Annotated in this window: 26 protein-coding genes, 1 tRNA gene and 1 pseudogene; 17 read left to right on the top strand and 11 right to left on the bottom strand. The window is 70.3% G+C overall.

Features of this window, described 5'->3' with window-relative positions:
- Positions 1 to 3: 3 nt before the first annotated feature.
- Complete coding sequence (locus OM076_RS28675) at positions 4 to 174, bottom strand: hypothetical protein (protein WP_270043549.1); 171 nt, start codon at positions 172 to 174, stop codon at positions 4 to 6.
- A gap of 51 nt (positions 175 to 225) precedes the next feature.
- Between OM076_RS28675 and OM076_RS28670 the strand changes: the two genes are divergently transcribed.
- Together OM076_RS28670 and OM076_RS28665 are read left to right on the top strand one after the other, a co-directional pair.
- Complete coding sequence (locus tag OM076_RS28670) at positions 226 to 684, top strand: hypothetical protein (RefSeq protein WP_270043548.1); 459 nt, start codon at positions 226 to 228, stop codon at positions 682 to 684.
- Positions 685 to 692: 8 nt separating this feature from the next.
- Positions 693 to 914, top strand: coding sequence for a hypothetical protein (locus tag OM076_RS28665; RefSeq protein WP_270043547.1), 222 nt, complete (start codon positions 693 to 695; stop codon positions 912 to 914).
- Here OM076_RS28665 and OM076_RS46955 read toward each other — a convergent pair.
- From OM076_RS46955 to OM076_RS28655, 3 genes and pseudogenes are all read right to left on the bottom strand, one after another.
- Positions 911 to 994 (bottom strand): annotated as a pseudogene (locus OM076_RS46955) (hypothetical protein); the annotation flags it as partial. The gene OM076_RS28665 and the pseudogene OM076_RS46955 sit on opposite strands and share 4 nt — an antisense overlap.
- A 69-nt stretch (positions 995 to 1,063) precedes the next feature.
- A complete protein-coding gene (locus OM076_RS28660; RefSeq protein WP_270043546.1) occupies positions 1,064 to 4,129 on the bottom strand; it encodes a VWA domain-containing protein in 3,066 nt (1,021 codons plus the stop codon).
- Between the two features lie 54 nt (positions 4,130 to 4,183).
- Positions 4,184 to 4,873 (bottom strand): L,D-transpeptidase, encoded by a 690-nt coding sequence (locus OM076_RS28655; RefSeq protein ID WP_270043545.1) that lies wholly within the window; start codon positions 4,871 to 4,873, stop codon positions 4,184 to 4,186.
- Between the two features lie 196 nt (positions 4,874 to 5,069).
- Between OM076_RS28655 and OM076_RS28650 the strand changes: the two genes are divergently transcribed.
- The 8 genes from OM076_RS28650 (at position 5,070) to OM076_RS28615 (ending at position 13,493) form a co-directional block, all read left to right on the top strand.
- Positions 5,070 to 5,645, top strand: coding sequence for a hypothetical protein (locus OM076_RS28650; protein WP_270043544.1), 576 nt, complete (start codon positions 5,070 to 5,072; stop codon positions 5,643 to 5,645).
- A gap of 258 nt (positions 5,646 to 5,903) precedes the next feature.
- A complete protein-coding gene (locus OM076_RS28645) occupies positions 5,904 to 6,719 on the top strand; it encodes a conjugal transfer protein (RefSeq protein WP_270043543.1) in 816 nt (271 codons plus the stop codon).
- Positions 6,720 to 6,721: 2 nt separating this feature from the next.
- Positions 6,722 to 7,021, top strand: coding sequence for a hypothetical protein (locus OM076_RS28640; RefSeq protein WP_270043542.1), 300 nt, complete (start codon positions 6,722 to 6,724; stop codon positions 7,019 to 7,021).
- Positions 7,021 to 7,584 (top strand): TcpE family conjugal transfer membrane protein, encoded by a 564-nt coding sequence (locus OM076_RS28635; protein ID WP_270043541.1) that lies wholly within the window; start codon positions 7,021 to 7,023, stop codon positions 7,582 to 7,584. The genes OM076_RS28640 and OM076_RS28635 overlap by 1 nt, the downstream gene beginning before the upstream one ends.
- Entirely contained in the window at positions 7,581 to 9,992 is a 2,412-nt protein-coding gene (locus OM076_RS28630) for an ATP-binding protein (protein WP_270043540.1), read from the top strand. The genes OM076_RS28635 and OM076_RS28630 overlap by 4 nt, the downstream gene beginning before the upstream one ends.
- Positions 9,989 to 11,893 (top strand): hypothetical protein, encoded by a 1,905-nt coding sequence (locus tag OM076_RS28625; protein WP_270043539.1) that lies wholly within the window; start codon positions 9,989 to 9,991, stop codon positions 11,891 to 11,893. The genes OM076_RS28630 and OM076_RS28625 overlap by 4 nt, the downstream gene beginning before the upstream one ends.
- Positions 11,886 to 12,470, top strand: a complete 585-nt coding sequence (locus OM076_RS28620; protein ID WP_270043538.1) for a hypothetical protein — start codon at positions 11,886 to 11,888, stop codon at positions 12,468 to 12,470. Before OM076_RS28625 ends, OM076_RS28620 begins: the two co-directional genes overlap by 8 nt.
- A 3-nt stretch (positions 12,471 to 12,473) precedes the next feature.
- Entirely contained in the window at positions 12,474 to 13,493 is a 1,020-nt protein-coding gene (locus tag OM076_RS28615) for a lytic transglycosylase domain-containing protein (RefSeq protein ID WP_270043537.1), read from the top strand.
- A 5-nt stretch (positions 13,494 to 13,498) separates the two neighbouring features.
- On the opposite strand, the gene OM076_RS28610 is transcribed toward OM076_RS28615, so the two are convergent.
- The 4 genes from OM076_RS28610 to OM076_RS28595 form a co-directional block, all read right to left on the bottom strand.
- The gene (locus OM076_RS28610; protein ID WP_270043536.1) at positions 13,499 to 13,654 is read right to left on the bottom strand and encodes a type II toxin-antitoxin system HicB family antitoxin; all 156 of its coding nucleotides are present in this window, start codon (positions 13,652 to 13,654) and stop codon (positions 13,499 to 13,501) included.
- A 78-nt stretch (positions 13,655 to 13,732) separates the two neighbouring features.
- Positions 13,733 to 14,389 carry a hypothetical protein gene (locus OM076_RS28605; protein ID WP_270043535.1) on the bottom strand — a complete coding sequence of 219 codons (657 nt, stop codon included), beginning with the start codon at positions 14,387 to 14,389 and terminating at the stop codon, positions 13,733 to 13,735.
- 1,024 nt (positions 14,390 to 15,413) lie between these two features.
- Positions 15,414 to 15,788: a response regulator gene (locus OM076_RS28600; RefSeq protein WP_270043534.1), complete on the bottom strand. Its 375-nt coding sequence runs from the start codon at positions 15,786 to 15,788 to the stop codon at positions 15,414 to 15,416.
- 142 nt (positions 15,789 to 15,930) lie between these two features.
- Complete coding sequence (locus OM076_RS28595) at positions 15,931 to 17,790, bottom strand: sensor histidine kinase (RefSeq protein WP_270043533.1); 1,860 nt, start codon at positions 17,788 to 17,790, stop codon at positions 15,931 to 15,933.
- Between the two features lie 347 nt (positions 17,791 to 18,137).
- Here OM076_RS28595 and OM076_RS28590 point away from each other — a divergent pair, with 347 nt between their 5' ends.
- Positions 18,138 to 18,842: a hypothetical protein gene (locus tag OM076_RS28590; RefSeq protein WP_270043532.1), complete on the top strand. Its 705-nt coding sequence runs from the start codon at positions 18,138 to 18,140 to the stop codon at positions 18,840 to 18,842.
- A 121-nt stretch (positions 18,843 to 18,963) separates the two neighbouring features.
- On the opposite strand, the gene OM076_RS28585 is transcribed toward OM076_RS28590, so the two are convergent.
- Positions 18,964 to 21,330: an arylsulfatase gene (locus OM076_RS28585; RefSeq protein WP_270043531.1), complete on the bottom strand. Its 2,367-nt coding sequence runs from the start codon at positions 21,328 to 21,330 to the stop codon at positions 18,964 to 18,966.
- A gap of 145 nt (positions 21,331 to 21,475) precedes the next feature.
- Here OM076_RS28585 and OM076_RS28580 point away from each other — a divergent pair, with 145 nt between their 5' ends.
- The gene (locus OM076_RS28580) at positions 21,476 to 21,814 is read left to right on the top strand and encodes a hypothetical protein (protein WP_270043530.1); all 339 of its coding nucleotides are present in this window, start codon (positions 21,476 to 21,478) and stop codon (positions 21,812 to 21,814) included.
- Here the strand turns inward: OM076_RS28580 and OM076_RS28575 are convergent.
- Complete coding sequence (locus OM076_RS28575) at positions 21,804 to 22,034, bottom strand: hypothetical protein (RefSeq protein WP_270043529.1); 231 nt, start codon at positions 22,032 to 22,034, stop codon at positions 21,804 to 21,806. The two genes, OM076_RS28580 and OM076_RS28575, sit on opposite strands and share 11 nt — an antisense overlap.
- Between OM076_RS28575 and OM076_RS46950 the strand changes: the two genes are divergently transcribed.
- The 4 genes from OM076_RS46950 to OM076_RS28560 all read left to right on the top strand — a co-directional run bounded on the left by OM076_RS46950 (position 21,954) and on the right by OM076_RS28560 (position 23,559).
- Positions 21,954 to 22,166, top strand: a complete 213-nt coding sequence (locus OM076_RS46950) for a sigma factor (protein ID WP_372518089.1) — start codon at positions 21,954 to 21,956, stop codon at positions 22,164 to 22,166. The genes OM076_RS28575 and OM076_RS46950 overlap by 81 nt on opposite strands.
- Positions 22,129 to 22,392: a helix-turn-helix domain-containing protein gene (locus OM076_RS28570; RefSeq protein WP_270043528.1), complete on the top strand. Its 264-nt coding sequence runs from the start codon at positions 22,129 to 22,131 to the stop codon at positions 22,390 to 22,392. Before OM076_RS46950 ends, OM076_RS28570 begins: the two co-directional genes overlap by 38 nt.
- Positions 22,393 to 22,991: 599 nt before the next feature.
- A complete protein-coding gene (locus OM076_RS28565; RefSeq protein ID WP_270043527.1) occupies positions 22,992 to 23,303 on the top strand; it encodes a hypothetical protein in 312 nt (103 codons plus the stop codon).
- Positions 23,304 to 23,418: 115 nt separating this feature from the next.
- The gene (locus OM076_RS28560) at positions 23,419 to 23,559 is read left to right on the top strand and encodes a hypothetical protein (RefSeq protein WP_270043526.1); all 141 of its coding nucleotides are present in this window, start codon (positions 23,419 to 23,421) and stop codon (positions 23,557 to 23,559) included.
- A gap of 53 nt (positions 23,560 to 23,612) precedes the next feature.
- Here OM076_RS28560 and OM076_RS28555 read toward each other — a convergent pair.
- A tRNA-Asp gene (locus tag OM076_RS28555) sits at positions 23,613 to 23,686 on the bottom strand.
- Between the two features lie 127 nt (positions 23,687 to 23,813).
- On the opposite strand from OM076_RS28555, the gene OM076_RS28550 reads away from it, so the two are divergent.
- A complete protein-coding gene (locus OM076_RS28550; RefSeq protein ID WP_270043525.1) occupies positions 23,814 to 24,548 on the top strand; it encodes a calcium-binding protein in 735 nt (244 codons plus the stop codon).
- Positions 24,549 to 24,762 lie beyond the last annotated feature (214 nt).

The raw sequence follows: 24,762 nt of genomic DNA, 5'->3' as shown, positions 1-24,762 counted from the left end.
CGGTCAGATGCCGGCGATTCCTCCGCCGCCGGTGCCGTCCTTGAAGCGCTTGTGCTCGAGCCGCTGCGCCTTCCCCGTCGCGCGCCGCTGCGCCCTCTCCACCCGCTCCGCGCTGTCGCGCCGTCCTCGCAACCGCTCCCGCAACGCGCGCAGCGGACTCCGCGTCTTGGCCATGACGCGACTCTACCCGGGAAGAGGCCGCGCGTTCACGGCGTCCTTGTCGACATGATCACCAACACCTGGAGCGCCCGCGGACATCTCGAGAGCCTCGGGATCGAGCATTCCACGCTGACCCACCAGGACGTCGTGACGCTCAGCTACTCGCTCCACGGTTGGCAACTCCTCCCGACGACGCCCGCCGGCGCGCCGCCGATCGTCGCCCGGGTCTGGCTGTTCGCCGCGCTCAACGCGCGCGGCCGCTACCAGGCGCCCAAGCGCCCCGGCCATCCGTGCGACCTCGAGGACGGCGGACCCGTGGTCGACTCGGTCGTCCTGATGGCGATCATCCAGCGCCACTTCCTTCGTGAGGCGGCGGCGGCGTGGGACGACCACTCGCTCGCCGCCCAGCTCGGCCTCGATCCTGCGGATCTCGCCCGCGCGCAGCGGGTGCTCGACGCGATCCTCACCCTCCCGGCCCGCAACCCGCGCCCTGCCCCGCTCGGGTACCACTGGTGGGCTCGATAATGGAGTACGTGCCCGAGTCCGAAGACGTCCCGTGGACGCAGCTCCACCCGCTGCGGCGTGCGGCCGACATCCTGTTGGCCGTCGCGTGCCTCGTCCTGGCGACCTGGTTCGTGTGGGACATCGTCGACCACGACTCGATCCCGACCGCGTTCAACGCGGTGTCGGCCGTGGCCGCGGCGATGGTCGTCGTGGAGGTCGGCTGGCGCCTGTGGCGCACCCGTAAGGGCTAGCCGGCCTCTCGCGCCGTGAGGCGCAGCGTCGTGGCCCGATGCTCGTCATCCGTGATCCGCTCGACGATCGAGGCGTAGCGGCGCCGGCACTTCTGGCGATAGGCGGCGTCGACCTCGTCCTGGAGCTCACGCTGCGGCGCCGCTGAGCCCTAACCCGTGACGCCTGAGGGCCGCTGCGAGGCGGTCGCGCCGAGGACCACGCCGCACTGCTGCGGGAGCCCAGGACGGACGATGCGGCCCGGGGGTGCAAGCGAGATGACCCCGCCGCGGCGTGGCGTGAACGCGAAGCGCGCGCTGCCCGCGATCGTCGTCGTCCGCTGGGCGTCCACACCCGCGCCGCGCAGCCGCAAGGCCAGCCCGCCGACGCGCCGGCCATGCGCATCGAACGCGCGGGCGGTGACGACCGCCGTGCGCCCCGCGCGGACCGTGCTGGGCGCGACGACGACCGCGGCGCACCGGTCCGCCGCTGAGGCGCTCACCGCGCCGATGACGCGCACCACCGCGGAGGCGGTGTTGTTGGCGAGGTCGGTCTCAGCCGTGGTGGTGCTCGCGCGGATGGTGTTGACGACGAGGCGCGTCGAGGCCTCCTCGGTGACGGCGACGAGCGTGGCGCTCGCACCGGCTGCGAGCGTGCCGAAGTGGCAGCCGATGGAGTCGCAGTAGCCCTGAGACGGCGTGAGCGAGATGAGCGTGCTGGTCGTGGCGAGGCGCTCGTCAACGCGGAACACCGTGACCTCGGCGGCCGGGACGGCCGAGGTGTTCGTGACCGTGATCGTGTACCTGATCCGCTCGCCGACCGAGATCACCGCCGGCGTGGCGACCTTCGTGACCGCGATGTCTGTCGCGGTGGGCGGTGGAGCGGGCGGGGCGGGCGTGGGTGCCGGCGGCAGCGGGGTGGGCGTCGGCGACGGCTCGGGCAGCACTGTCGGGCACGGCTGGCTGCCCGCGCCGGCGGTGGCCACGGTGTCGAGCCGCCACGTGAGCGTCCCTTCGAAGGGCACTTCGAGCACGTTGTGCTGGCGCCCGGGAGCGAAGGTGACCATCTGGCCGCGGTCGGCGGGCGCGGGCACGAAGACGTTGCGGCCGTCCTCGCCCACCGACAGGTCGACCGGGAAGTCGTTCGGGTTGTCGTAACCCCAGACGGCGACGTCCGGCCCTGAGTCGTTGAAGCGCACGCACTCGAGCACGGGGACGATGCGCTCCACGCGGCGCGTGTTGGTGATCGTGCAGATGACGTCCTGGCCTTCGCGGACGGTCACCGCGAGCTCGGCGCCGTCCGGGTTCTCGCCGACCACGCCCGCGTCATCGCGACAGACCGTGGAGGTGTCGTAGCGGTCCAGGCGCGTTCCCGGTCCGGCGGTCTCGTCGATCGTGTGCGGAGTACCGGCGGGCGTGGCCGTCACCGCGATAGTGCCCGTCGTGCCGTTGTCGCCGACGAGCACGCCCGTACCGGCGACCTCACCGTCGATGCGCAGGTTGAAGCGCCCGTCACCGGCGGGATTGAGCCGCTTGACGATCGTCAGCGTGCCGAGGCAGCGGCGCGTGCTCCCGCTGGCCGTCACCCGGTGCGTGCCGAGCGTCCAGGTCAGCTGTCCGCCGGCTGGGAACCGCACCTGGACGACGTCGTCGATCGTCGTCGTGGGCAGGAAGCGCTCGAGCTGCCCACGGTCCGTGGGATCGGGCGAGAACGCGTTCCACTCGCTGCCCGCCAGCAGGGTCAAGGCCTCGCCGCTCGGGTTCGTGTAGCCGAAGTGGGCCCGCAGATCGCCGCTGCCGAGCACCTCGACGCAGCGCACCGTCGGGGTGATCAGGCGCACGGCGGGCGGGATCACGCACCTGTTCTGCCACACGACCTGGCCGACGCCACTCCAGTTCAGACCGACCGGATCGTCGGCGTAGGGCGGGATGATGTCGCCCCAGTCGGGTGCGGGGAACACCGGGCCGTCGTGGGTCTTGTGCTCCGCCAGGCTGGCGCGGCCGGCCGCGTCCAGGAACGTCGTGCGGATGTCGTAGGGGTCGTCGCGATCGCCGGTGGCGTGGCAGAAGGTGACCTCCCGCAAGCGGGCGTTGCGCACCACGCAGCTCGCGGACTGACCGGCCGGGAGCTTGACGGTGAAGTCGTCGCCGTCACGGGTGACGGAGCGGTCGCCGCAGTCGGCGTCGACGAACCGGTAGCCGAGGCGCGCGCCCTCGGAGAAGGTGAAGCTGGCGCTCGCGGTCGCATTCTGCGGGTCCCATTCGAACATCGCCGTCGGGTTGTCGTTCGTGACCGTGACCTTCCGCTGTCCGGGCGTGCTCGAGCCGGCCGGCTGGCGCCACTCGTAGCTCCCGGTGCTCATCGCCGCGTTGCCGGTGAACGTCCAGCCGCCGGCGGGATCGTCGTACGAGCCGTCCCCGTCCTCGTCGACGCGCTTGGTGACGCGGACCGAGGAGGCGCACAGCGAGGTAGCAAGGTCGGCGAGCGTGCTGGAGAGATCGCCGAAGTTCTGGACCACGACCCAGTCGACGCTGCCGATGGGCACGCCCGGCTTGAACTCCTGGTTGCCCGAGATTGCCTTCAGGCGGCTCTGTGAAGCCGCGTTGGTGACGCCGTTGCCGACGCCGAAGGCGAAGATGTGCGTGCCCTCCGCCTTGAGTTCGTTGGCGTGCGTGATCGCGTAATTGAGCGTGTTCGCCGACGAGCTGGTGGCCGCCCCGGGCACGGTGACCTCGGTCGGCTTGCCGTGATTGTTGTTGAGCGCGGTCGGGTCGCCGTCGGTGATGAACACGACCGCGTCGGCGCGCGGCGTGCTCGAGTCGCTCGTGTAGAGCGCCTGCAGGAGGGCGTTGTCCCAGTTCGTGTAGTAGTCCGGGTTCTTCGTGAGCGGCGTGTAGGCGTTGGCCGCCGGGGTGAAGACGAGCTTCACGGACCCGTCGGTGACCTCGGTGTACGGAACGTCGACATTGACCCGCGCCTGCAGCGCGAAGTCGAACATCGCGATCTTCGTGCCGGTGCCGGCGAACGCCCCGATGAACGTCTTGGCCGCGTTGCGCACGTCCTCGGTGCCCTTGCTCTGCGCGATCGATTGGGACGCGTCGAGCACGACGACGACCTTCAGGCCGCAGCGCGGCGTCAGGTTCGGGTTCGGTGCGGTCGCGGGCTGCTGCTGCGCCTGCGCGACGACGGCAACCGCGAAGAAGGCAACCGCCAGTGCGACGACGGCGATCCGGCTCATCGTTACACCGAACGGCGAGCCTGGGTGAGTCCGCCTCGCCCAGGCTGGATGAGTTCAGCGAACCTCCACCGGTGTACCGGCCAGCCGCGCACTTCCGATCCTGCGCACGAGCCAGCCGATCGCCGCGTTGTCGAGGCGCACGCAACCGTGACTGCGAGCGCTGCCGAGCGGGTCGCGCAGGCTCGCCCCGCCGCGGCCATGTAGCGCGACGCGCCCGTCCCCGCCGTCGTAGCGCTGCAGCACGTCGCTGTGGGCGGTGAGGCTGACGACCCACGCGCCGTAGAAGTCGTTCGGCGCGCCGCGGGTGGCGGTGGCGATCGCGAAGAGCCCTCGCGGCGTGGGCGTCGAAGGCGCGCCGACGACGACGCGAAAGCGCCGCACGATCCGGCCGTCGCGACGCACCCGGACCTCGCGTCGCGCGCGTCGCACCTCGATCCTCCAGCGCGTCGCCCGCAGCTGCACGCGGCGGGTCTCGACCCACGCGGCCGCGTCGTTGGGCCGCGACGCCAGCCGCACGCGCACCCAGCACCGCCCGTCGAGCAGCCGCGCCGGCCCGAGTACGAGGAGCGCGCCGGCGGCGCGCGGGCCGATCTGGACCGTGGCGGTGCGCGTGAGCCGTGTCCGCGCCGGCGTGTTCCCCAGCAACTCGGCCCGCCACGCCCGCGCTCGGGTGGGAGCGGGGACATCGGGGCACGCCGTCTGCGCCGGGGCGGCGCCCAGGAGCACGCCAACGGCGGCTAGCACGCTCGCCACCACGGCCGAGCACACTACGCCCGCTTCGGGTGAGCGCGGATTCACCTTGCGCGGGTGATCCGCTCGCCAACCTCGCTGGGCGCGCGCCTCGCCGTGTGTGCTGTTCCCGGTCCTCTCCGCGTCGAGCGACCGGACCGGTAGGCAAGGGATCGGGCGTCCGATCCCGTATTCCGCTAGGGGCTTCGACATGCACCTCGCGACCGCCATTCCGCTCGTCGTCACCGCGGTTCTCGCCGTCGCCGGCTTCGTCGTCACGTACCGGGCGAACCTCCGCCTGGCGCAACGCAAAGATCGCCTCGACCGCGTCAACCGTCAACTCGGCGAGTTGTACGGGCCGCTCTTCGCCCTGACGCACGCCTCGGGCAACGTCTTCATGCGGTTCCGGAGCGTGCATTGGCCCGAGCGGCAGGCGTTCTTCGACGCCCCGGAGGCGAGCAGCGAGGACTGTGAACTCTGGCGGCGCTGGATGACGCATGCCTTCATGCCCCTGACCCGCCAGATGGTCCACGCGGTCGTCGCACACTCGGATCTGTTGCGCGAAGAGGCGATGCCGGAGTGCCTCATAGACCTTTGCGCCCATGTGGCGGGATACGAGCCGATCGTCGCGCGCTGGGCGGAGCCCGGATTCGACTCGACCGCCGCCGAAGACCACGTGTCCCTGATCAACTTCCCGGCCGAGGCGTTGCTGCGCTACGCCGAGGAATCGTTCGGCCTTCTGCGTGCGGAGCAGGCGAGCCTGCTCGCGCTCGTGCAGTCCCGTTAGCGCGAAGCGCCCGCGCGGGCGGCGGTTGGTCCGGCAGAACGGTCCGAACCGAAACAACCTGCAAACAGGTTGTTTCCGAGTTGTTGCCGAGACCCCCGGTTCCGTCCGTGGGTGGTGGGACTGTCGAGGTCCTCGCCACACGATCGACGGGGAGGTGCGCCCTTGGCTCACCTGCGAGTTGGTGCGGCCGTAAAGGGGCCGCGCCGGGACGTTGTGCGCCCTCCGGTGCTCCGGACACCGGCTGGATTCGCGAAGCGATTGGGACGCGCGGTCTTGTGGCTGCTGGTCGTGGTGTTGTTGTTGCGCGGGCTGGCGAGCGTGATGGAACCGCGGAGGCCCGTGGCGACGGCGGCTGCTCCGAAGCCTGCGCCGCCGTCGTGGGTGGATGACGGGGTGCGGGCGTTCGCGGCGGATTTCTCGCGGGCGTATCTGACGTACTCCCCGTCCGATCCGGAGGCCTCGGCGACGGCGATCCGGGCGTTCGTGGCGCCCGAGCTGGCGTCGTCGGTGGTGCCGGAGTACGCCGAGGATGCGCCGCGGCGGGCGGTCGGGGCGGTGTCGGTCGCGCGGGTGACGGTGCTCGACTCCTCGCACGCGTTGGTGACCGTTGCCGCGGCGGCGACGGGTGGCACGCGGTATCTGTCGGTGCCGGTCGCGCGTGATTCGCGGGGCGGCCTGGTCGTGTCGGATCTGCCGTCGCTGGCGGCTCCGCCGGCGCGTGGGTCGACGACGCCGGCGTTGACGGAGTCGCTGCCGGCAAGTGAGCGCGGGCCGATCGAGGACGTCGTCTCGCGCTTCCTGCGCGCGTACCTCGCCGGTGACGCCGGGGGTCTGACGTTCTACGTGTCGGCGGGCGTGCGGATCGGCGCGCTGGGTCAGCGGCACGAGCTGATCGATGTGACGTCGCTGGTTCTGGCGGCGCCCGCGAAGGGACGAACGCGGGACGTGTTGGCCACCGTCCGCGCCAAGGACGCGGCGACGGGCGCTTCGTATGGGCTGCGTTACCGGCTGGAGCTGGTGCGCGAAGACCGCTGGCTGGTGGCGGCGGTCAACTCGACCAAGAAGGCAGGTTGATCATGCGCAAGTTCGTGACCGCGGCCGTGGTGACGGTCTGCTCGTGGGCGGTGACCGTCCCGGCGCTCGCGGCGGGTGATGGGGAGAAGGTCGGCGAGAACATCGGCAACCTGCTCGGCGGGTGGGCCAGAAGCCTCTACCTCGGCATCGCCGCGATCGTCGCGCTGATGTTCCTGCTCAACCGGCGCTTCGCGGACATGGCGGTGTTCATGCTGGCGGCGCTGATCGTGGGCGGGTTCGTGATGGCCCCGAATGACGTGGCCGGCACGATCCGCGACATCTGGACGACGATCACGAGCTGATGGCCGACCGGGTCATCATCCGCTCCTACCGGCGCGTGTTCGAGGTCGACCGGCGCATCTATCGCGTCGACCGGTGGGCGCTGCCGGTGCCGGGAGGGGTGCCGTTGCGGGCGGTCGGCTACTTCGCCGCAGCGGTGCTGGCGGTGGTGATCCTGGGCGCTGTGCCGCTGACGAGCGAGCTCGTCGGGGTGCTCTCGGCGCCGTTGCGATACGTCGTGTTGCCGCTGGCGATCGCGGTGCTCGGAACCCAGGCGGCGCCGGATGGGCGGACAGCGCATCGCTTCGCGCTCGATTGGCTGCGGTACCGGTGGCGTGCGCGTCGGCGTTCGGCGGGGCGTGTGGTCGCGCTCGAGGGGGAGCCGGTGCGGTGGGACGGCGAGCTGGCGGTGCGCTGGGACGCCGACGGCGCTTCGCTGCATCGCGGGCGGGTGAAGGGGCCGGCGCGGGTGACGTTCAACGTGCCGGTCGCGTTGCGCGGCCTGGACGCTCGCCCCGGCGGTGATGGCGACCCGGGCGACGCGGTGGTGTTGTGCCCGGGTTCGGTGTTGGAGGTACGGCCATGACTGGGTTCCCGTTGCGCTACGCGCATCAGAACATCCTCGTCGGCGAGGGCGACGCGCGCGCCGCGCTGTTTCGCGTGGACACGGTCTCCTATCCGTTCCTGGCGGTCGCCGACAAGCGCGACTGGCTGCGCCGCCTCGCGCGGTTCGCCTTCGCGGTCGAGGCCGACTTCTCGCTGTGGCGGGTGTGCCGCGAGTACCCCGCGGACAGCTACGCGGACCAGGGGATGGCGCTGCTCGACGCGCGCCGGCAGTCGCCGGCGGCGTGGCGCTCGTATCTGAACGGACACGAGGCGCACCTGCGCGAGCTGCGCTCCTTCACGCCCGAGGTCTATCTCGCCGTGTCCTTGCCGGCGACGCGTTCGGCGGGGTTCGATCGGATGCGCCGGCGGGTCGAGGGCCTGTTCGGCGTCGCGAACCCGGTGCCGATCCCGGCGACCGAGATCGACGCGCTGGTCGTGGCCGAAGAGCGGGCCTTCCGTCGCGCGGAGGCGTCCCTGCCGGTGCGGCGGGCGACGACCCGCGAGCTGCAGTGGCTGCTGCGCCGCGCCGCCTGCCGCGGCGTCGCCGAACCCGCGCTGGATGATCACTGGGAGCCGAGCGCGTTGATCGTCGAGACGGCGGGCGGCCGGCCGGCCTACGAGCCGCTGGGGACCGACATCGTGCGCCACGCCAACGCGCCGGTGTTCGAGCAGGAACGCGCCCTGGTCGTCGACGCCGAGGAGGGCCGCTCGCACCAGGCGATGCTCGGCATGGGCGCGCTGCCGGAGGAGTCCGAGTTCCCGGGCGGCGCGGAATTGCTGTTCTCGCCGCTGGAGGCGCTGGCGTTCCCGGTCGACGCGGTCGTGCACGCGCGTTGGTTGGGCAACCGCGAGGCGATCACGCGCGTGCGCCGGCGAATCGTCGACGCCGACGTCGCCTTCAGCGAGCAGTTGAGCTCGACCCACGGCCCGCTCTCCTACACCGCGGAAGAGAACCGGCAGCTCGCGCGCGAGCTCGACGCCTACCTGCAATCGCACGAGCGCCCGCCGTTGCTGAACGTCGCGATCTCGTTGGCGGTCGGCGCGGCGTCAGCTTCGGAGCTCGAGGCGCGCGTCGAAGCGCTCGTGCACCGCTTCGGCACCGTCGCGCTCCACCGGCCGCTGGGTCTGCAGCCCTCGCTCTTCCTCGACCACCTGCCCCGCGCCGACGGCGGGACGGTCCGCGACTACGCCGACGTGCTGACGATCGAGCAGTTCGGTGCGCTGATGCCCGTCGGCACCCATCAGGCCGGGTCGGATCGCGGCGTGTACATCGGCCGCACGCTGGCCGGCGGCGCGCGGCCCGTGCGCTTCGACGTCACCGAGGCGTCGCGCACGGGTCGCCCGCCGTCGATCCTGTTGGCCGGCACGCTCGGTTCCGGCAAGACGATCGCCGCCGAGCTGCTCGCTTTCCAGGCCGAGCGCCGCGGGTCGCTCGTGGTCGACGTCGACCCCAAGCCCGATCACAACCTCGAGGGCCTGCCGGAGCTCGCCGGCCGCGTGCACGTGATCGAGCTCTCCGGCGACGATCGCTACCGCGGGTTGCTCGACCCGCTCGTCGTCGCGCCCGAGAGCCTGCGCGAGGACCTCGCGAGCTCGTACCTGATGGAGCTGCTGCCACAGGCGCCCGCGACCTGGGAGACGCAGGTGCGCAAAGCGGTGCGGGCCGCGTTGGAGGGCCCGTCGCCGAGCTGTCTGCGAGTGCTCGAGTTGCTGCTTGCGTCGGCTGACTCCGATGCCCGTTCCGCGGGGGAGGCGCTGTCGGTGTGGGCGGACTCCGGCGTCGCGCGGCTCGGCTTCGGTGACGGTGAACGCGCTCGCGTTGCTGCCGAGCGGCCGGTGACGACGATCAAGGCCCGCGGGCTCTCGCTGCCCGCGCCCGGGATCGCGCGCGCCGACTACGACCAGTCCGAGCGGCTCGGCGTCGCGACGTTGAAGCTGATCGCCGCCTACGCGATGCGACTCGTCGCCGGCGACCGCTCGGTGCACAAGGTGGTGCTCTTCGACGAGGCGTGGTTCCTGCTCGCCTCCCGCGACGGCCGGCGCTTGATCGATCGGCTCAACCGGCTCGGACGCGCGGAGAACGCGACGCTGATCCTGGCCACGCAGCAGCTGACCGACGTCGGCGACATCGAGAACCTGATCGGTACGCGGTTCATCTTCGGCCAGGAGACCGCCGCGGAGGCGCGCCGCGCTTTGGAGCTGCTCGGCCTCGATCCCGAAGATCGCCAGCTGGTCGAGCGGGTCCGGTCCTATCGGCGCGGACGGTGCCTGATGCGCGACATCGACGACCGCGTCGCCGAGCTGCAGATCGAGCCGGTGCACGAGCACCTGCTGCGGATCCTCGACACCTCCCCTGGCGCCCGGCCGGTGCTGGAAGCGGCCGCATGAAGCGCCGGGCCGCGTTCCTGCTCGCGGCCACGGCCACGCTGATGCTGCTGGCGTGGCCGTCCGCCGGGGCGGAGTATCGCGGCAGCGATCTGCTCGGCAACATCGCCCCCGAGTCCCAGGTCGCCGGCGGGCTCGCCGATCGCTACCCGCTCTCGGCCTACTCCCTGGACTACCACGTCGACGTCGGCGTGACCGACCCCGAGGGCGTGCCGCCGATGATCGCCCAGTGGGCCGCGGCGCAACTGTGGAGCGCGACGTCGCTGCTGGTCAAGTGCACGATCGATCTGTTCACGTGGGCGTTCTCACTCGACCTCTTGAATGGGTCGTCGGGTGCGCTGGCGCCGATCGGGGAGGCGATCTCGTCGCTGTACGAGAACGTCCTGGGCGAGTCGTGGATGGTCGCCGCGATTCTGATCGCCGGCATCTGGGGCATCTGGAAGGCGCTCGTCCAACGGCGCTACACCGAGACCGCCGGCGCGCTCGCCGTGTCGGTCGTGTTCGTGGTCATCGCGCTGTTCTTCGTCTACCAGCCGGAGCGCACGATCGGGCAGGCGTCGCAGTGGACGAACACCCTGTCCTTGGCGTTCCTGTCGGGCGCGAACCGGGGCGCACTGGATAACCCGGAGCAGGCCAAGCGCCAGGTGAGCGACCACCTGTTCGAGACGCTGGTGGTGCAGCCGTGGGCGGTGCTCGAGTTCGGCGGGCTCTCGCACTGTGTCGACACCGACCAGCTCGATGACGACGGCTTCCCGCGGCCGGTCGGCCCGCACGACACGGCCCGAGACGTCTGCCGCGATCACCTCAAGGTCGGCAAGGACGGCTACGGCGGGTATGCGCCGCGGTTCCTGCGCCAGCGTCCCGGCTCGGAGGAGCGCAAGGCCGAGTACGACGCGCTGCGCGAGGGCCAGGTCCCGGCCGACCGGCAGTTCGCCGGCTACAAGGTCGACAAGGCCGACGCCCCGGCCGTCGACGCCCAGCAGGCGGGCGGCGCGTTTCAGCGCTTGACGTTCTCGGTCCTGGTGACGATCGGCGCGCTCGGAGCGGTCGTGCTGCTCGGGTCCCTCTCACTGGCGGTGATCCTCGCCCAGGTCGTCGCGCTCGTGCTGCTGGGCTTCGCGCCGGTCGCGCTGATCGTCGGCATCTTCCCCGGCGCCGGGCACGCGTTCTTCCGCGGCTGGCTGACCAAGCTCGCAACGGCGATCTTCATCAAGGCGCTCTACTCGCTCGTGATCGCGATCGTCGTGGCCGTCTCGGCCGCGCTCGCCGCCTCAACCGGCTCGCTCGGCTTCCTGTTCGCGTTCGCGCTGCAGACGATCTTCTTCTGGGCGATCTTCCTCTACCGCAAGCAGATCACCAATCGCCTCGTCGGCGCGACCGTCGGCCGCGCCGACGCCTCCCCGTTGCCGCACCCATCGGTCATGCAGCAGGGCGCGCAAGCGGCGGCGAAGCCGTTCACCGCGCTCGCCGCCGTCAGCCGGCCGAGCTCGAGTCGCCAGCAGAGCGCCCTCTCAGGCGCGAGCGAGTCGACGAGCAGCCACGCCTCCGAGCCGGCGACGGCGAGCTCGGACGACCATGACTCGCCCGCGACCGGCGACCGTCTCGCGCCCGCCGCGGTCCCTCAGCACAACGGCCACTCGAGCACCGGACGGTTCGCGCGGGTGAAGCCGGGCGACCCGCTGAGACCGGTCCCCGCGAACGGCTCGCCGCCTGAGGCGTCGGCCAACGGCAAGTCCGCCGCGGCGGCACCCGCCACGGCCGAGCGTCCGAGCAGCTCGCCGGAGGAGCACGGGGCGACGACGGACGCGACGCCGCGGATGCTGCACGAGGACGTCATGCGCCGCGCCCGCGAGCTCCGTCAGCGCCAGCGCGACACGATCCCGAGCGAATGGGACCGTGGTTGATCAGCTCCGGATCCTGTTCAACCGGCCGCTGCAGGACGGCGACCGGCCGCGGCTGTTCGCGATCGCCGTCGCGCTGATCGCCGCCTCCGCCGGTCTGTTCTCGCTGCTCGACGATGCCGGCCCGGCACGCGCGCTCAGACGTGAAGCGCCGGTCAGCCGGCCTGCAACGGCCGGTAGCGCTGCGGCGATCGTGCCGGCCTCGACGCCGGTCGCGCCGAGTGAGGAGAGCGACCCGCCGGCCGGCCTGCGTCCCGCTCCGGCGGACGTGACCCGAAGCAAGCGCGCCGCACGCCGCTTCCTCGCGGGCTACCTGCGGTTCTCCTACGGCCACGGGGAAGCTGGGCAAGTCCGCTCGGCGTCGCCGCAGCTGCGCGCCGAGCTGGCCCGCAGCCGTCCGCGCGTCCCGAGCTCCGAGCGCCGTCGCCGCCCGCGGATCCAGCTGCTGCAGAGCAACGGCGTCAGCCGCGAACGAGCCGACCTCCTCGCCCTCGTCGGCGACGGCGCCCGCCGCTACAGCGTTCGCCTGCAGCTGGCGAACACGCCGACGGGCTGGCTGGTCACCGGCCTGGAGCGCTGAACGGTGTCCGCGCCCGCCGTCGCAGTGGCCGGGGCCGCGCTGCGCAACCCGCGCGCGACCCGCCGCGTCATCACGGTCGTCGTGGTCGTCCTCGGGCTCTGGCTCGTGCTGCTGATCGGCGTGCTCGGCGCGATCTTCGGCATCCAGCCGATGCAGGGCGGCGGCTACGGCCCGTCCAGGCTCGCCGGCGACGAGATCCCGCCGATGTATTTGAAGCTCTACGAACAGGCCGGCGCCCGCTACGGCGTCGATCCGTGGATCCTGGCGGCGATCGGCTCGATCGAGACCAGCCACGGAACGTCGACCGCTCCGGGCGTGCGATCGGGCGTGAACACCTACGGCTGCTGCGCGGGCCCGATGCAGTTCTCGGTCATCGGCTCACCCAGCACCTGGGACAGCTACGGCGTCGACGGCGATGGCGACGGCCGCAAGTCCCCGTACGACCCGGCCGACGCGATCCCGGCCGCGGCCCGGTATTTGCTCGCCTCCGGTGCGCCTGGCGACTACCACCGGGCGATCCTCGCCTACAACCACGCCGAGTGGTACGTCGCTGATGTCCTGGCCCGCGCCGAGCAATACCGCGGCGCAGCCCGCGGACCGTCCTCGAGATCGCCGATGGACACCGCGACCGTCCGCGAGCTCCTCGCCAACCCGCGCATCATCCTCACGCCCGGGCAGCGCGACGACCTGCGCTCCGGCGGCATCGACCCGCGACTGCTCTCCACGCTCGGCTGGATCGGCGCGCGCCACACCGTGATCATCACTGCGCTCCGGCACGACCACGCTCCGGGCACCAACCACGAGGCCGGCCGCGCGATGGACATCGGCTCAGTCGACGGCGAGATCTGCCGCGGCACCCGCTTCGGCCGCTGCGCCGACGTCGTCCACGAACTCGCCGCCATCACCGGCCCCAACCGCTCTACCGAGCTCATCTACTGCTGGGACCCCGACGGCCCGCTCGACCCCCGCGGCTTTGCCCGCGCGGACCACTGCGATCACATCCACTGGGGGATGGACGCGTGATGCGGCTAGGCGGCGACTCTGACGTACGTCGCGGTGAGCCCGGAGGGCTCGGGGATCACCTCGCCAGCCTCTCGCAGCCCTTCGATGTGAAAGGCGATCGCGTCGTGCATCTGGTGCTGGACGTCCTCGCGGCTCGCGCCGGCGGCCACGCAGCCGGTCATACCTAGCTAGCCGTCTATTCGCACGCCTGGTTCAAGCGGGGGGTTGATGCCCGGTAGTCGGCTGAGCGATGCCTCCGCTCACGGCACCTTGTACGCCCAGCCGCCGAACGCATGGAGGGCTCCGGGTCTCGTGGCCCGAACGGCGAGGCCGGTCCCGGTGAGCTCGACGAGGTTGGCGGCCCCGGCGAAGTTGATCCGCACGTCGGGCTGGTTGCCGGTGCCGTCCACGTAGATGCACAGGACGCCGGGAGCGGGGTCGGGATCGCCGCCCCAGCCCTGGCAGTCCGGCGTCGTGAATCCGGGGTCGGCCAGGAGGCGCACGGCGGTCGGTTGCGCGGGAAGCTTGTGGCCGAAGGAGAGCGTGGTGGGGAACGTGTCCCCGGCCTGGACGGCCTGTCCCCGAACGTCGAAGACGCCCGCCAAGATCTCGCCCGACGTGGGCGCGTCGGACGTGGGCGCGTCGGACGCCAGGCCGGCCGGAGCGGCCTGCAACTGGGGCGCCGCCGGACCGGCGTCGCCCTTCTCGCCCTGCGGGCCGGCCAGCACCTGATGTTCGAAGTCCTCGGCGCGCAGGGTGTGGTCGCGGATGTCGCGACTGGTGACGCTCCCGTCCTTGATCTGGGCGCCCGTGACGGTGATCGCTGCGTAGCTCGTTCCGCCGAGCGCGACGCTCAGCGCGAGCACGGCGACGAGAAATGCCGGGCTCGGTCGGTGGAGCCAATGGGGTTTGGGCATGCTCGGGATTAGTGCCGAGGGCCGGACTGCAGTCAATCAGGGGACACCCCTGGACTTAGAGCACTCGGTCGTTGACGTCCACTTGACCGTGCGGGCGCGCAGCCGGCCGGAACGCGCCGCGCGGGCACCCGCCCCCGGCGGGCGACCGCAGGCTGAGGCCCGGGGCTGGCCCGTGGACGGGGCTGTGCAGGGTCGGGCGCCGTCGCGGCTCGATGCCCTGAGCCGCGGCCGCTACTAGCGACGGCGTACGTCGAACACGATCCTCGGCCAAGGCTGGGCGTCGGCTGGCTCGGATGCATCGTCGATCCCGGGCGCGCAGCGTGGCGTCGGTTATCTGCTCGCCGAGCGCGACCGTCCGCGAAAGCTGCGCGGGTTCTACCTCGACGACGTCGCCGCGATCGCGAGCCGGGCGGCGGCTCAACGAGCCGACAAGTGGCTCGAAGAGGGCGTGGCGGCATGAGCGCGATCGTGATGCCGACGAGCGGATCGCTCCTCGACGACGTGCTCAAGCGGTCCGTCGCGCGCGCACGAATAGGGGTGATGCGTTCCAGTTCGTGGCGAGTGGGATGCGGCGGGAAGGGCGTGCCTGAGTCGGTCTCCGCGCATCCGATAGGTGTTCCTGACGCGCCCGGCTTCGGGCCGGTGCACTCGCGTCGGGTTGTCGACGGCAAGGCTCGTCGGTGCGGGCCGCGCCGCAATCCCGAGTCTGCGCACACGGCGCGTCGATCGACCGTCTCGTACAGGTAGATCATCTGTGACTCGCGGTCGATCTCTGCTTCTCGCCTCACCGCTCCTTCTCGCGGCGCTCCGCCGGCTCCTGCTGCCCGCGGCCCGCCGCACCGATCGATCGTTCACCTCCTTAACCCGCTGAGGGACGCCAGGGGCAAACGGAGTCGAGGCGCCGCGAGAACAGCCGCGGCACGCACGCGGCTGCGAGCCGAGCGAGCGCAGGGCAGCGACGGCCGCCACAGGCCGCAGGTTGTGCCCACCCCTCCAACCAGTCCGGGCGCTTCGTGGACGCTGATCAGTTCGCGCCGTCGCCGCGGAGAAAGCTGGAGAAGTCGGTCGACAGCAGTCGGGACTTGAGCAGGAACGCGCGAGCTCCACAATCGTGGATGGCCTGGCGATTGTGCTGTTCCCTGGCGGAGACGAGCAGCACTGTCAGTTCAGGGTTGCGCTGGGTCAATGTGTCGCAGACGTCGAAGCCGTCGCCGTCGGGCAGGCCGATGTCGAGCACGACGATCTCGGGCTCGACGCGTTCGGCGGCCTCTAATCCAGATGTCGCGCAGTCGGCCTGGGCCACTACCGCAAATCCACGGTGCTCGAGCAGCTCGCGAGCGGCGTCGCGAAACGCGGCGTGATCGTCGATGATGAGGACTCTTCGGGGCTGAGTTGACATTCAGGTACGGCCGTTCGACGTGTTGGGCAGACGTTCGACGTTGGTTGCCGGGGGAACCGATTGCGAAACGCGCTGTCGTCGGGGGGCGAACCGTGACGCTCGTGATGGAGCGGTGTCCGATCCGCCGCCGGCAGTTCAGCCGTCAGGCGGAGATCCTGTCGAGGTCGGTCAAGGGAACCGCGCCCGTGACCGACGTGCCCTGGCCGGGCGCGGTGATGATCGACATGCGGCCGCCGAGGGCGCCGAGCCGGTCGTGCATGTTCTGCAGCCCGACGCCCCCGTCGGTATCGGATGGGTCGAAGCCGGGCCCGTCATCGGTCACTTCAAAGCGCAGCGCTTCATCGTTCTCGGTCAGCGTGACTGAGATCTGGACGGCCGGGCCGCCGTGTTTGGTGGCGTTCTGGACGCCCTCGAGACAGCAGTAGTAGACGGCTGACTCCAGCTCGGCGGGGTGGCGTGTGACGCGATGGGTGTGGATCGTCAGCGGGGCAAGCACGTACCGGAGCGCCGCCGCTAGCCCGCGATCGGCCAACATCGGCGGGTACAGGCCGTGGGCAATCTCGCGCAACTCGGCCATCGCCACCTCGACGCTCTCGCCGATGTTCAGCAAGCGCTCGTGCATGCTCGAGCCTGTGTCAGCCATCTCGCGCGTGAGCTCCACGCTGATTCGTGTCGCGATCAGCCGCTGCTGCACGCCGTCGTGGAGGTTGCGCTCCAGCTTGCGGCGCTCGTCGTCGGCTACGCGCACGATGCGAGCGCGCGAGCGGCGCAGCTCGTCGAGCGCGTCGTTCCACGCGGCGTCGAGTTCGGCATTCTCAGCGGCCAGCAGCGCGACGGCACCGGCGGCATGCAGCAGTTCGGGGTCGTCGTCGAGTTGCGCGTCGTGCAGGATCGCGACCGCCGGGCGGCCATCGCGGCGCTCGACCAGGGCGACGGTACGTCCGGGCTCCGCCTCCGGGGGATCGAGGGCGCCCTCGCCGGTCGCTGCGTCCGGCCAGGCCCCGGTGCTGGGGTCCTGGAACACGAGACGCAATCGCGGGTCGCCGAGCGGCTCGCGCAGGAGCGCTTCCAGCTCGTGCTTGTTCGGGCGCCGCAGCGATTGCCGGACGAGTCTGTGCAGCGTGCGTCCCGCGAACAGCTGCGCCGCGATCAGCGCGAACAGGAAGCCGTACCAGATCAACGAGCGCGATCCGGCCAACCCCCACTGGATCACCGAACGCACCTCCGTGGCCTCGGGATGGACGAGCTTGAGCGCTTGATAGGTGATCTGCAGCGCCGTGAACAGCAACGCGATCGGCGCGCCGATCGCCAGCGCCCGGCGCTGGGGTGGAGTTCCGCGGACCATCCGCGACACGAGCAGACCGCCGGTGGCCAGGGCCACCGCGATGACGGCGACGCGCACGAACTTCGAGAGGTCGAGGGCCAGCGACGGCTGGGACGTGATCGCCAGCGCGTTGTCGGGGCACAACGCCTGGCAGCCCGAGATCGACCCGTCCGGGCCGAGCTGCGAGATCAGCAGGCTGATCACCGAGTTCAGCACGACGCCGAGGACGGCGGCCAAGAAGATCAGCTTCGCTGCACGGCCATCCAGGCGTCCCGTGGGAAAGGTCAGGATCACCGTCAGGTTGACCAGATAGATCGCGCCTTCCCAGAGCACGCCGGTACCGAACAACCAGGGGTTGCTCGACGATTGCAAGATGTAGACAGCGCCGACGAACCCGAACCCGATCAGCAGCGGCCCGAAGCGGCTCTCCGGGCGAACCCGCATCCAGTAGAGGCCGACGAAGACCGGGCCGACGATGAAGTCGGCCTTCTGCGCCGCGAGCCATCCCGGATGGGCCAGAAAGTCCGCGTTCAGCGTGATCCAGACGGCGGCCACGGCCGCCGCGATCGCAGCGGCGGCGACGGCGACCTGCCAGCTCGCGAACCCGAATGACGACGGGCCGGCGCTCGCCAGCGGCGCCGAAGCGTGCCCCCTGCGGGAGCTATCGGACTCGGACATCGTCATATATGCACCAACGTGCCGCCGCAACCGCCACCGGTCACCACAGCACCCCGCGATCCCGCCTGGAGCCGCGACGCTACCCGCCCGCCGGTCGTCCAGCAAGCTTCTCGCCCGTACCCGTCGAGAAGATGAACCAAGGTGGCGCAACCGCGCACTACCGGGGCTGGTGCTGGGGCTTCGGGGGATCGGGTTCGATGCGTGCCGTTGCTTCAGGCGCGGACCGGCGGCAGAACTCGTTGAGAGCCCCGCCGCTTCCGGGTCCCGCGTCGACGTCATCCGCTTCGGGCGATGCGCGGCCCGTTCGCAGGACTTAGGTTCGCGGCCGATGACGGGATCGCAAAGTCATGCCTGAGGGTCTGTCACCAGCAGAGGTCGGCAAAGAGATCGCCGAGCACAAGAAGCACAGCGACGCCGCGGGCGACGACCACGATCGGCACGATCGCCGGTTGTCGATCGTCGAGGCCGTGCTGCTGTCCTTCGTGGCCATCCTCGCTGCGTACTCCGGCTACGCGGCCGCGAAGTGGGGCACTGAATCCTCGATCAGCCTCGCCAGTGCATCCGCTCAGCGCACAAAGGCCAACCGCGCCGACACCGAGGCGATCGTTACCCGCACACTGGATTCCGCTTCCTTCAATGCCTGGTTCACCGCCTTCACGGCCGGAAACGCCGACGCGCAGCGGTTGGCCGAGAAGCGGATGCGCCCCGGTTATCGTCCGGCATTCGACGCCTGGCGGGCGACGGATCCCGAACACAATCCGAGCGCTCCTGCCGGCCCGGCGTACATGCCGCAATACGTCATCCCACAGGACGCGGCCGCGAAGGCCTACGACGCCAAAGCGGACAGGGCGTTCGCCAAAGGATCCGAGGCAGGTCAGACAGCGGATAAGTACATCCGTGCGACCGTCTTTCTCGCGACCGTGCTCTTCCTTGTGGGCATCAGCGGCCACTTCCGGATTCGTCAAGCACGTATCGGCCTGATCGTCGCGGCAGGATTCCTGCTCGGCTTCGCGGTGATCCAGTTGCTCGGCCTCCCGGGACCGCCCGCGTAAGGCACACTCGAACCGGCTGCCGGAGTTTTGCGACGGTTCCACCTCGCCATCGCGCTTCAGGTTGAGGTGACGAGCGCCTCGCGCGCAAGCTCGTCCTTGCGCGCGAGGGTGCGTCGTTTGCCTACTGCCTCGCCATGGCGATGCGCACGCGTTCCTCGGGGTCGATGAAGTGGTCGTGATCGTCGGTGCCGACGTCGATCTGCACCCAGTTGATTTTCCCGGTGAACCGGCTGCCCTGGGCGGTGTAGTCGGGTGAGACGGTCGTGCCGGTCTCGTGACCGATGTCGGTCGTCTCATCGGCGGAGAAGACCATGGGCTGGGTCTGTTCGACGCGGCCCGTGCCGACCGCGGCGCCGTCGTAGAACAGGGTGACGTCGCCGCCCTTGGCGAGTCCGCCGCCGTCGTAGGCGAACTCCATGCGCACCTGGTGCGTGCCCGCCGGGATCGGCGTGTCGGCGGCGACGGGGTACTCGTGGATGCCGAGCACGTTGTAGGTGAACTTCGCCCTGCCGTCCTTGGCGTAGACGGCCCAGCCGCCGAACCGCCCGCCCTGCGCGATGATCACCCCTTCGGCGCCGCCGGCGGGGACGTCGACCTCGGCGGTGACCGAGAAGGACTTGTTCTTCATGCTGACCACGCTGTTTTCCGAGAGGCGTCCCATGCCGGCGAAGAACAGCTGTGAGTTGCCCCGGATCAGGGTTGGCCGCCCGGCCATCGACGGTTCCAACCGCTCGGAGGTGCGGTCGTCCATCGGCACGACGTTGTACTTGACGGCCTCGATCAGCCACAGCCGTTGCAGCTTGGCCAGCATTTCGGGATTGTCGGCCGCGAGATCGTGGGCCTGGCTGTAGTCGCTCGTGCCGTCGTAGAGCTCCCACACGTCGTCGTCGAAGGCCGGTAGCGCACCGCCGACCATCACCCAGGGGGTGCGGTGCTTGGTGACCGCGCTCCAGCCCTTGTGGTAGATGCCGCGGTTGGCGAACATCTCGAAGTACTGCAACTCGTGGCGCTCCGGGGCGTCGGCGGCGTTGAAGGCGTACAGCATGCTGGTGCCTTCCATCGGCGACTGCTGCACACCGTTGACCATCGTCGGTTCGGGCAGGCCGGCCGCTTCGAGGATCGTCGGAGCGAAGTCGATCACATGCGTGAACTGACTGCGCAGCTCCCCGGGCTGTTCGATCCCGTCGGGCCAGTGGACGATGGTGCCGTTGCGGGTCCCGCCCCAGTGCGAAGCGACCTGCTTGGTCCACTGAAACGGGGTGTCCATGGCCCAGGCCCAACCGACCGCGTAGTGGTTGTAGGACGTGGGTGAGCCGAACTCATCGATCTTGGAAAGCATGAACTCGGGCGTCTCGAGCGCGGCCATCCCGTTGAAGTTGGCCATCTCGTTAAACGCACCGTTCAATGTGCCTTCGGCGGACGCGCCGTTGTCGCCGATGATGTAGTAGACGATCGTGTTGTCGAGCACGCCGAGGTCCTCGATGGCATCGATCACCCGGCCGACGTGATGGTCGGTGTGCTCCAGGAACCCGGCGTAGACCTCCATCTCCCGAGCCAGCACCGGCTTGAGCTCGTCGGGCATGTCTTCCCAGGCCGGGATCTCGTCGTGGCGCACCGTCAGATCGGCGTCGTCCGGGATCACACCGAGTTCCTTCTGGCGGGCGAAGGTCCGCTCGCGCTGCGCGTCCCAGCCATCATCGAACCCGCCCTTGTACTTGTCAGCCCATTCCTGGGGAACGTGGTGCGGGGCATGCGTCGCACCGGGCGCGAAGTACACGAAGAAGGGCTTCTCCGGCATCAACGCCTTCTGCTGGCGCACCCAGCTGACAGCGTGGTCGGCCAGGTCCTCGGTCAGGTGATAGCCCTCCTCCGGCGTGGCCGGAGGCTCGACCGGCGTCGTGCCCTCATACAGCGCCGGATCCCACTGGTTGTTCTCGCCCCCGATGAACCCATAGAAGTACTCGAACCCGCCACCCGCCGACGGCCACGCGTCGAACGGACCCATCGGCGACGACTGCCACACCGGCACCTCGTGGCACTTGCCGAACTGCGCCGTCGAGTACCCGTTCAACTTCAACGTCATCGCCAACGGCGCCTTCGTGTTCGGACGCAGCGAACTGTTGCCCGGCGCCGACGTCGCCGTCTCCGTGATCGAGCCCATACCCACCGAGTGATGGTTGCGGCCCGACAGCAACGCGGCCCTGGTCGGGGCGCACAGCGCCGTGGTATGGAAGCGATTGAACCGCAGCCCGCCCGCAGCCAGCCGCTCGGCGGTCGGCGTCGCGCACGGTCCGCCAAACACGCTCGAAGCGCCAAAGCCCACGTCGTCGAGCAACACCACGAGGACGTTCGGCGCGCCCGCCGGCGGCAACAACGGCTCAATCGGCGGATAAGCGGTCTCCGGGTCCTTCGCGTCATAGGTCGTCAGGCCCGGCGCCGGCCGGTCCGGGATGGGCAACATCGTGCGGGCGTGCCGGTCGGCGCTCATACGCGACTCCAAGCTCTCGACTACAGAAGGGAACCCAGTGTCGAGCCGGTTCCGCGAGGCCGCCTCATCCGAGACGGACGATTTGCTCAGGCCTCCCACCCGCCGGACACGCAGTGAGCCAACTCCGGCGACATCGCGCAGACGGATGCGCCGTGAAACGGAATGCGTCGACGCCGCCCGCGCACCCCGGCTCAACCATCGCCAAGGTCAAGCCATCGGACGGCTGATCCCGATCGCCACCGCGGCGCTGGCCGCTGGGGAGGGCGAGCGGGTCGGTGAGAACGTCGGCCGGCTGCTCGGTGGCTGGGCCAGGAGCCTGTATGTCGGCGTCCCCGCGCTGGTGGCGCTGATGTTCCTGCTCAACCGCTGCTTCGCCGACCTGGCCGTCTTCCTGCTGGCGGCGACGCTGGTGGGCGGGTTCGTGCTCGCGTCTGCTGAGGTGGCCGGCGCGATCCGTGGGATCTGGCAGACGATCACGGGATGACGGCACCGTGCTGCTTGGGTCTCTCAGCGATGCCGTGCTCGTGGCGCGTGTGGTTGATGGCGACGGTGTCGCGTTCGCCGAGCTCGCCCGCCGCTACCGCTCGATGATCCATGGTGCGTTCGCGTGGGCTCAGCATGGGCTGACGCGCGAGGACCTGCGTCAGGAGGCGTTGATCGGGCTGCTGGAGGCCTGCCGCGACTTCGACAGTGGCCGCGGGCACGCGTTCGACAAGTTCGCCTCCACGTGCGTCTACTACGCCGTGCACCGGCGCGTCGGAGCGCGATGCGACGCAAGCACCGGCTGCTCAGCAGGCGGTGCTGGCCGAGCAGGTCGCCGCCTCGATCGAATCTGACCCGGCGCCCATCGTCGAGCTGCGCGAGGAACTCCGCGAACGCGTCGCCGAACAGCGCTGGCGTGTGCGACAGGCCCGCCGGCCGCGCCGCCGCGAGCTCTACAGCGAACAGCAGATCGCGCACGCCCTGGCGCTCGTGGACTCGGGCAAGAGCCTGCACGAGGCGGCCGCGGCGATCGGCACGACCCACACGACGGTGATGCGGTGGCGCCGGCGAGCCGCCTGACGCACGGTGGCAACGCACCGGCCGTGTGCCCTTGGCGTTCGGCCGGTGCGGCGTGGTCGCTACCAGGCGCCGGCGGCCGCGAACTGGGCGGCCCGCGGGGCGAGCTCGCGCACGACCGGGACCCTGAACGCGTGCGAGGCGGGGCGGCGGCGAGCGGGGGTGGCGATCAGGGTCATGGTCAGGCTCTCTACTTGGCGGCGGACTTGCGGAGACGGCGGCGGGCGGTGCGCTCTGCCTGCTGTGCGTTGGCGTGGTGCAGCTGGATCAGCGAGGGGTTCATGACACTGGTAATTCTCCCGTCGCGCGGCCCTTGTGTTGAGGCGGGTGGCTGGCGTCTGCGCGGTGTCGATCCCGCCTGTGCGGGTACGGGTCACGCCTACGTGTTGGGTGCTGCCCGCACCCCCGCGCAGCTCCGCGGCTTGGGCGTTGTTGTGGTGGTCTCGGGGTTCTCGAGGCACTTCCGGCGCAGCCGGCTTACCTGGCTCATCTGCGGAGCTACGCCGTTGCGTCGTGGGCGGTATGGGTCCGGGTTGACGAGGTTGCTTGCGACGCGGATACTCGGATGACCGCCGTACGCGCGATTGAAGGAGGTTGGATCGATGCACGCGCGCGTCGCGTTTTACATGCTGCGGTCCGGCACGTTCGGGCAGGTCGTCCGGATGGTCGAGGCTCCCGGGGGTTTGCTGGAGATCTTCCGCGGGCGTCCTGGGTTTCGGTCCTACGAGCTGATCGAGGCTCCGAGGGGGCTTGTCTCGGTGTCGCATTGGGAGTCCTCGGCGCAGGCCGACGAGGCGACGGATGCGGCCGCCGTGTGGGTCGCCGAGAATGTCGACGATCGCATCAGGCTGTTGCAGAGCGATATTGGCGAGGTCGTGTTGTCGTCGTCGCTGACGGCCGCCGCAGCGCATTGACGGTGGAGGGTCGGCGCGTGCGCGGCGCGTCGGCCTTCATCGCGCACTCTCAGGCAGGAGCTGCATGAGTCGCTCGCCGCGATCGGCACGACACACACCCCGCATAGGCACCTCCGTGAAGATGATCGACCGCACGTATGGCCACCTGGTCGCCGGCGCGGACGCGTATGAACGCGAACTCCTGGACGCGCACGACAACAACCCGCGAGCGCTTGGAAGCTATGTGGACGCGGAGGGCGTCCGAGATGCCGCGTAGCCAGCTGTCCCTTAACGACAAAAGCCCCGCATTTGCGAGGCTTCTGCGTCCTACGGGAGCGACGGGACTCGAACCCGCGACCTCCGGCGTGACAGGCCGGCGCTCTAACCAACTGAGCTACGCCCCCCGGGCGCGTGAGAAGAATAGCGCCCTACCACCGGGCCCGAGCCGCGGGGCCAGGCTCAAGACCGCAACTTGGCGGTTCGAGCCGGTTTCACGGAGGCGTCAACCGATTTGAGCCCGGAGGTAGGGCAATGTCAAATGTAACCGCAAAGCGCACCGTTCTTCCGCTCGCGCTCGCGCTGGCCATTGGGCTGACAGCGACGGCGCAGGCGAAGCAGATCGACGGCACGCCGGGGAACGACCGGATCCGCGGTTCGAGACAGGCCGACACGATCAATGGCCTGGCCGGGAATGACCAGATCGGGGCGGGCCGTGGTGCAGACATCGTCAACGGGAACGAGGGCAACGACCGCATCTGGGGCGGGCGTGGGCCGGACGAGCTGCACGGCGGGATCGGCGACGACCGGATCTGGGGCCACGACGGCAACGACACGTCGTATGGCGAGGACGGCAACGACCTGATGGGCGGCGGGCCCGGCGGCGATAAGCAATACGGCGGACCGGGCAACGACACGATCTACGCGGGGCGTGGGCGTGACGAGAGCTGGGGCGAGGCCGGGGACGACACGCTGTGGGCGCTCGCGCGCAAGGACGTGCACGGGCGCAACGACACGCTGGCCGACGTGCTGCACGGCGGCGAGGGCAATGACACGTTCAAGACCCGCGACGGCGAGGCGGACGTGATCGACTGCGGGCCGGGCGTGGACACCGCGCTGTTGGACTTCAAGGACGTCATCGCGGACGCGACGGCGCAGAACCCGAACGGCAGCTGCGAGGTCGTCAACCGGCAGCCGCGGGCCAAGAAGGGCGAGAACGGCACCGAGGACTCGACGCCGAGCACGCCGTCGGACGTCAGCGGGACTTGACGTTGACTAGTCCCTGATAGCCGGGGGTATGGCCGTTGCCATGTACATCGGTGTAGGGACGCTGCTTCTGATCATCATCATCCTGCTCCTGATCTTCGTGCTCTGAGCAGGCCGCCTATGGCTAGCCCCACCGACGTCTCGGTGGGGCGCCTCAGGCCCATCGACCGGTGAGCGCGAGTGACGCGCGACCGGCCACGCGAGAGCCTTCGGCACT

The organism is Solirubrobacter ginsenosidimutans (assembly GCF_027587205.1).
This window is presented reverse-complemented; position numbering and strand designations above follow the sequence as displayed.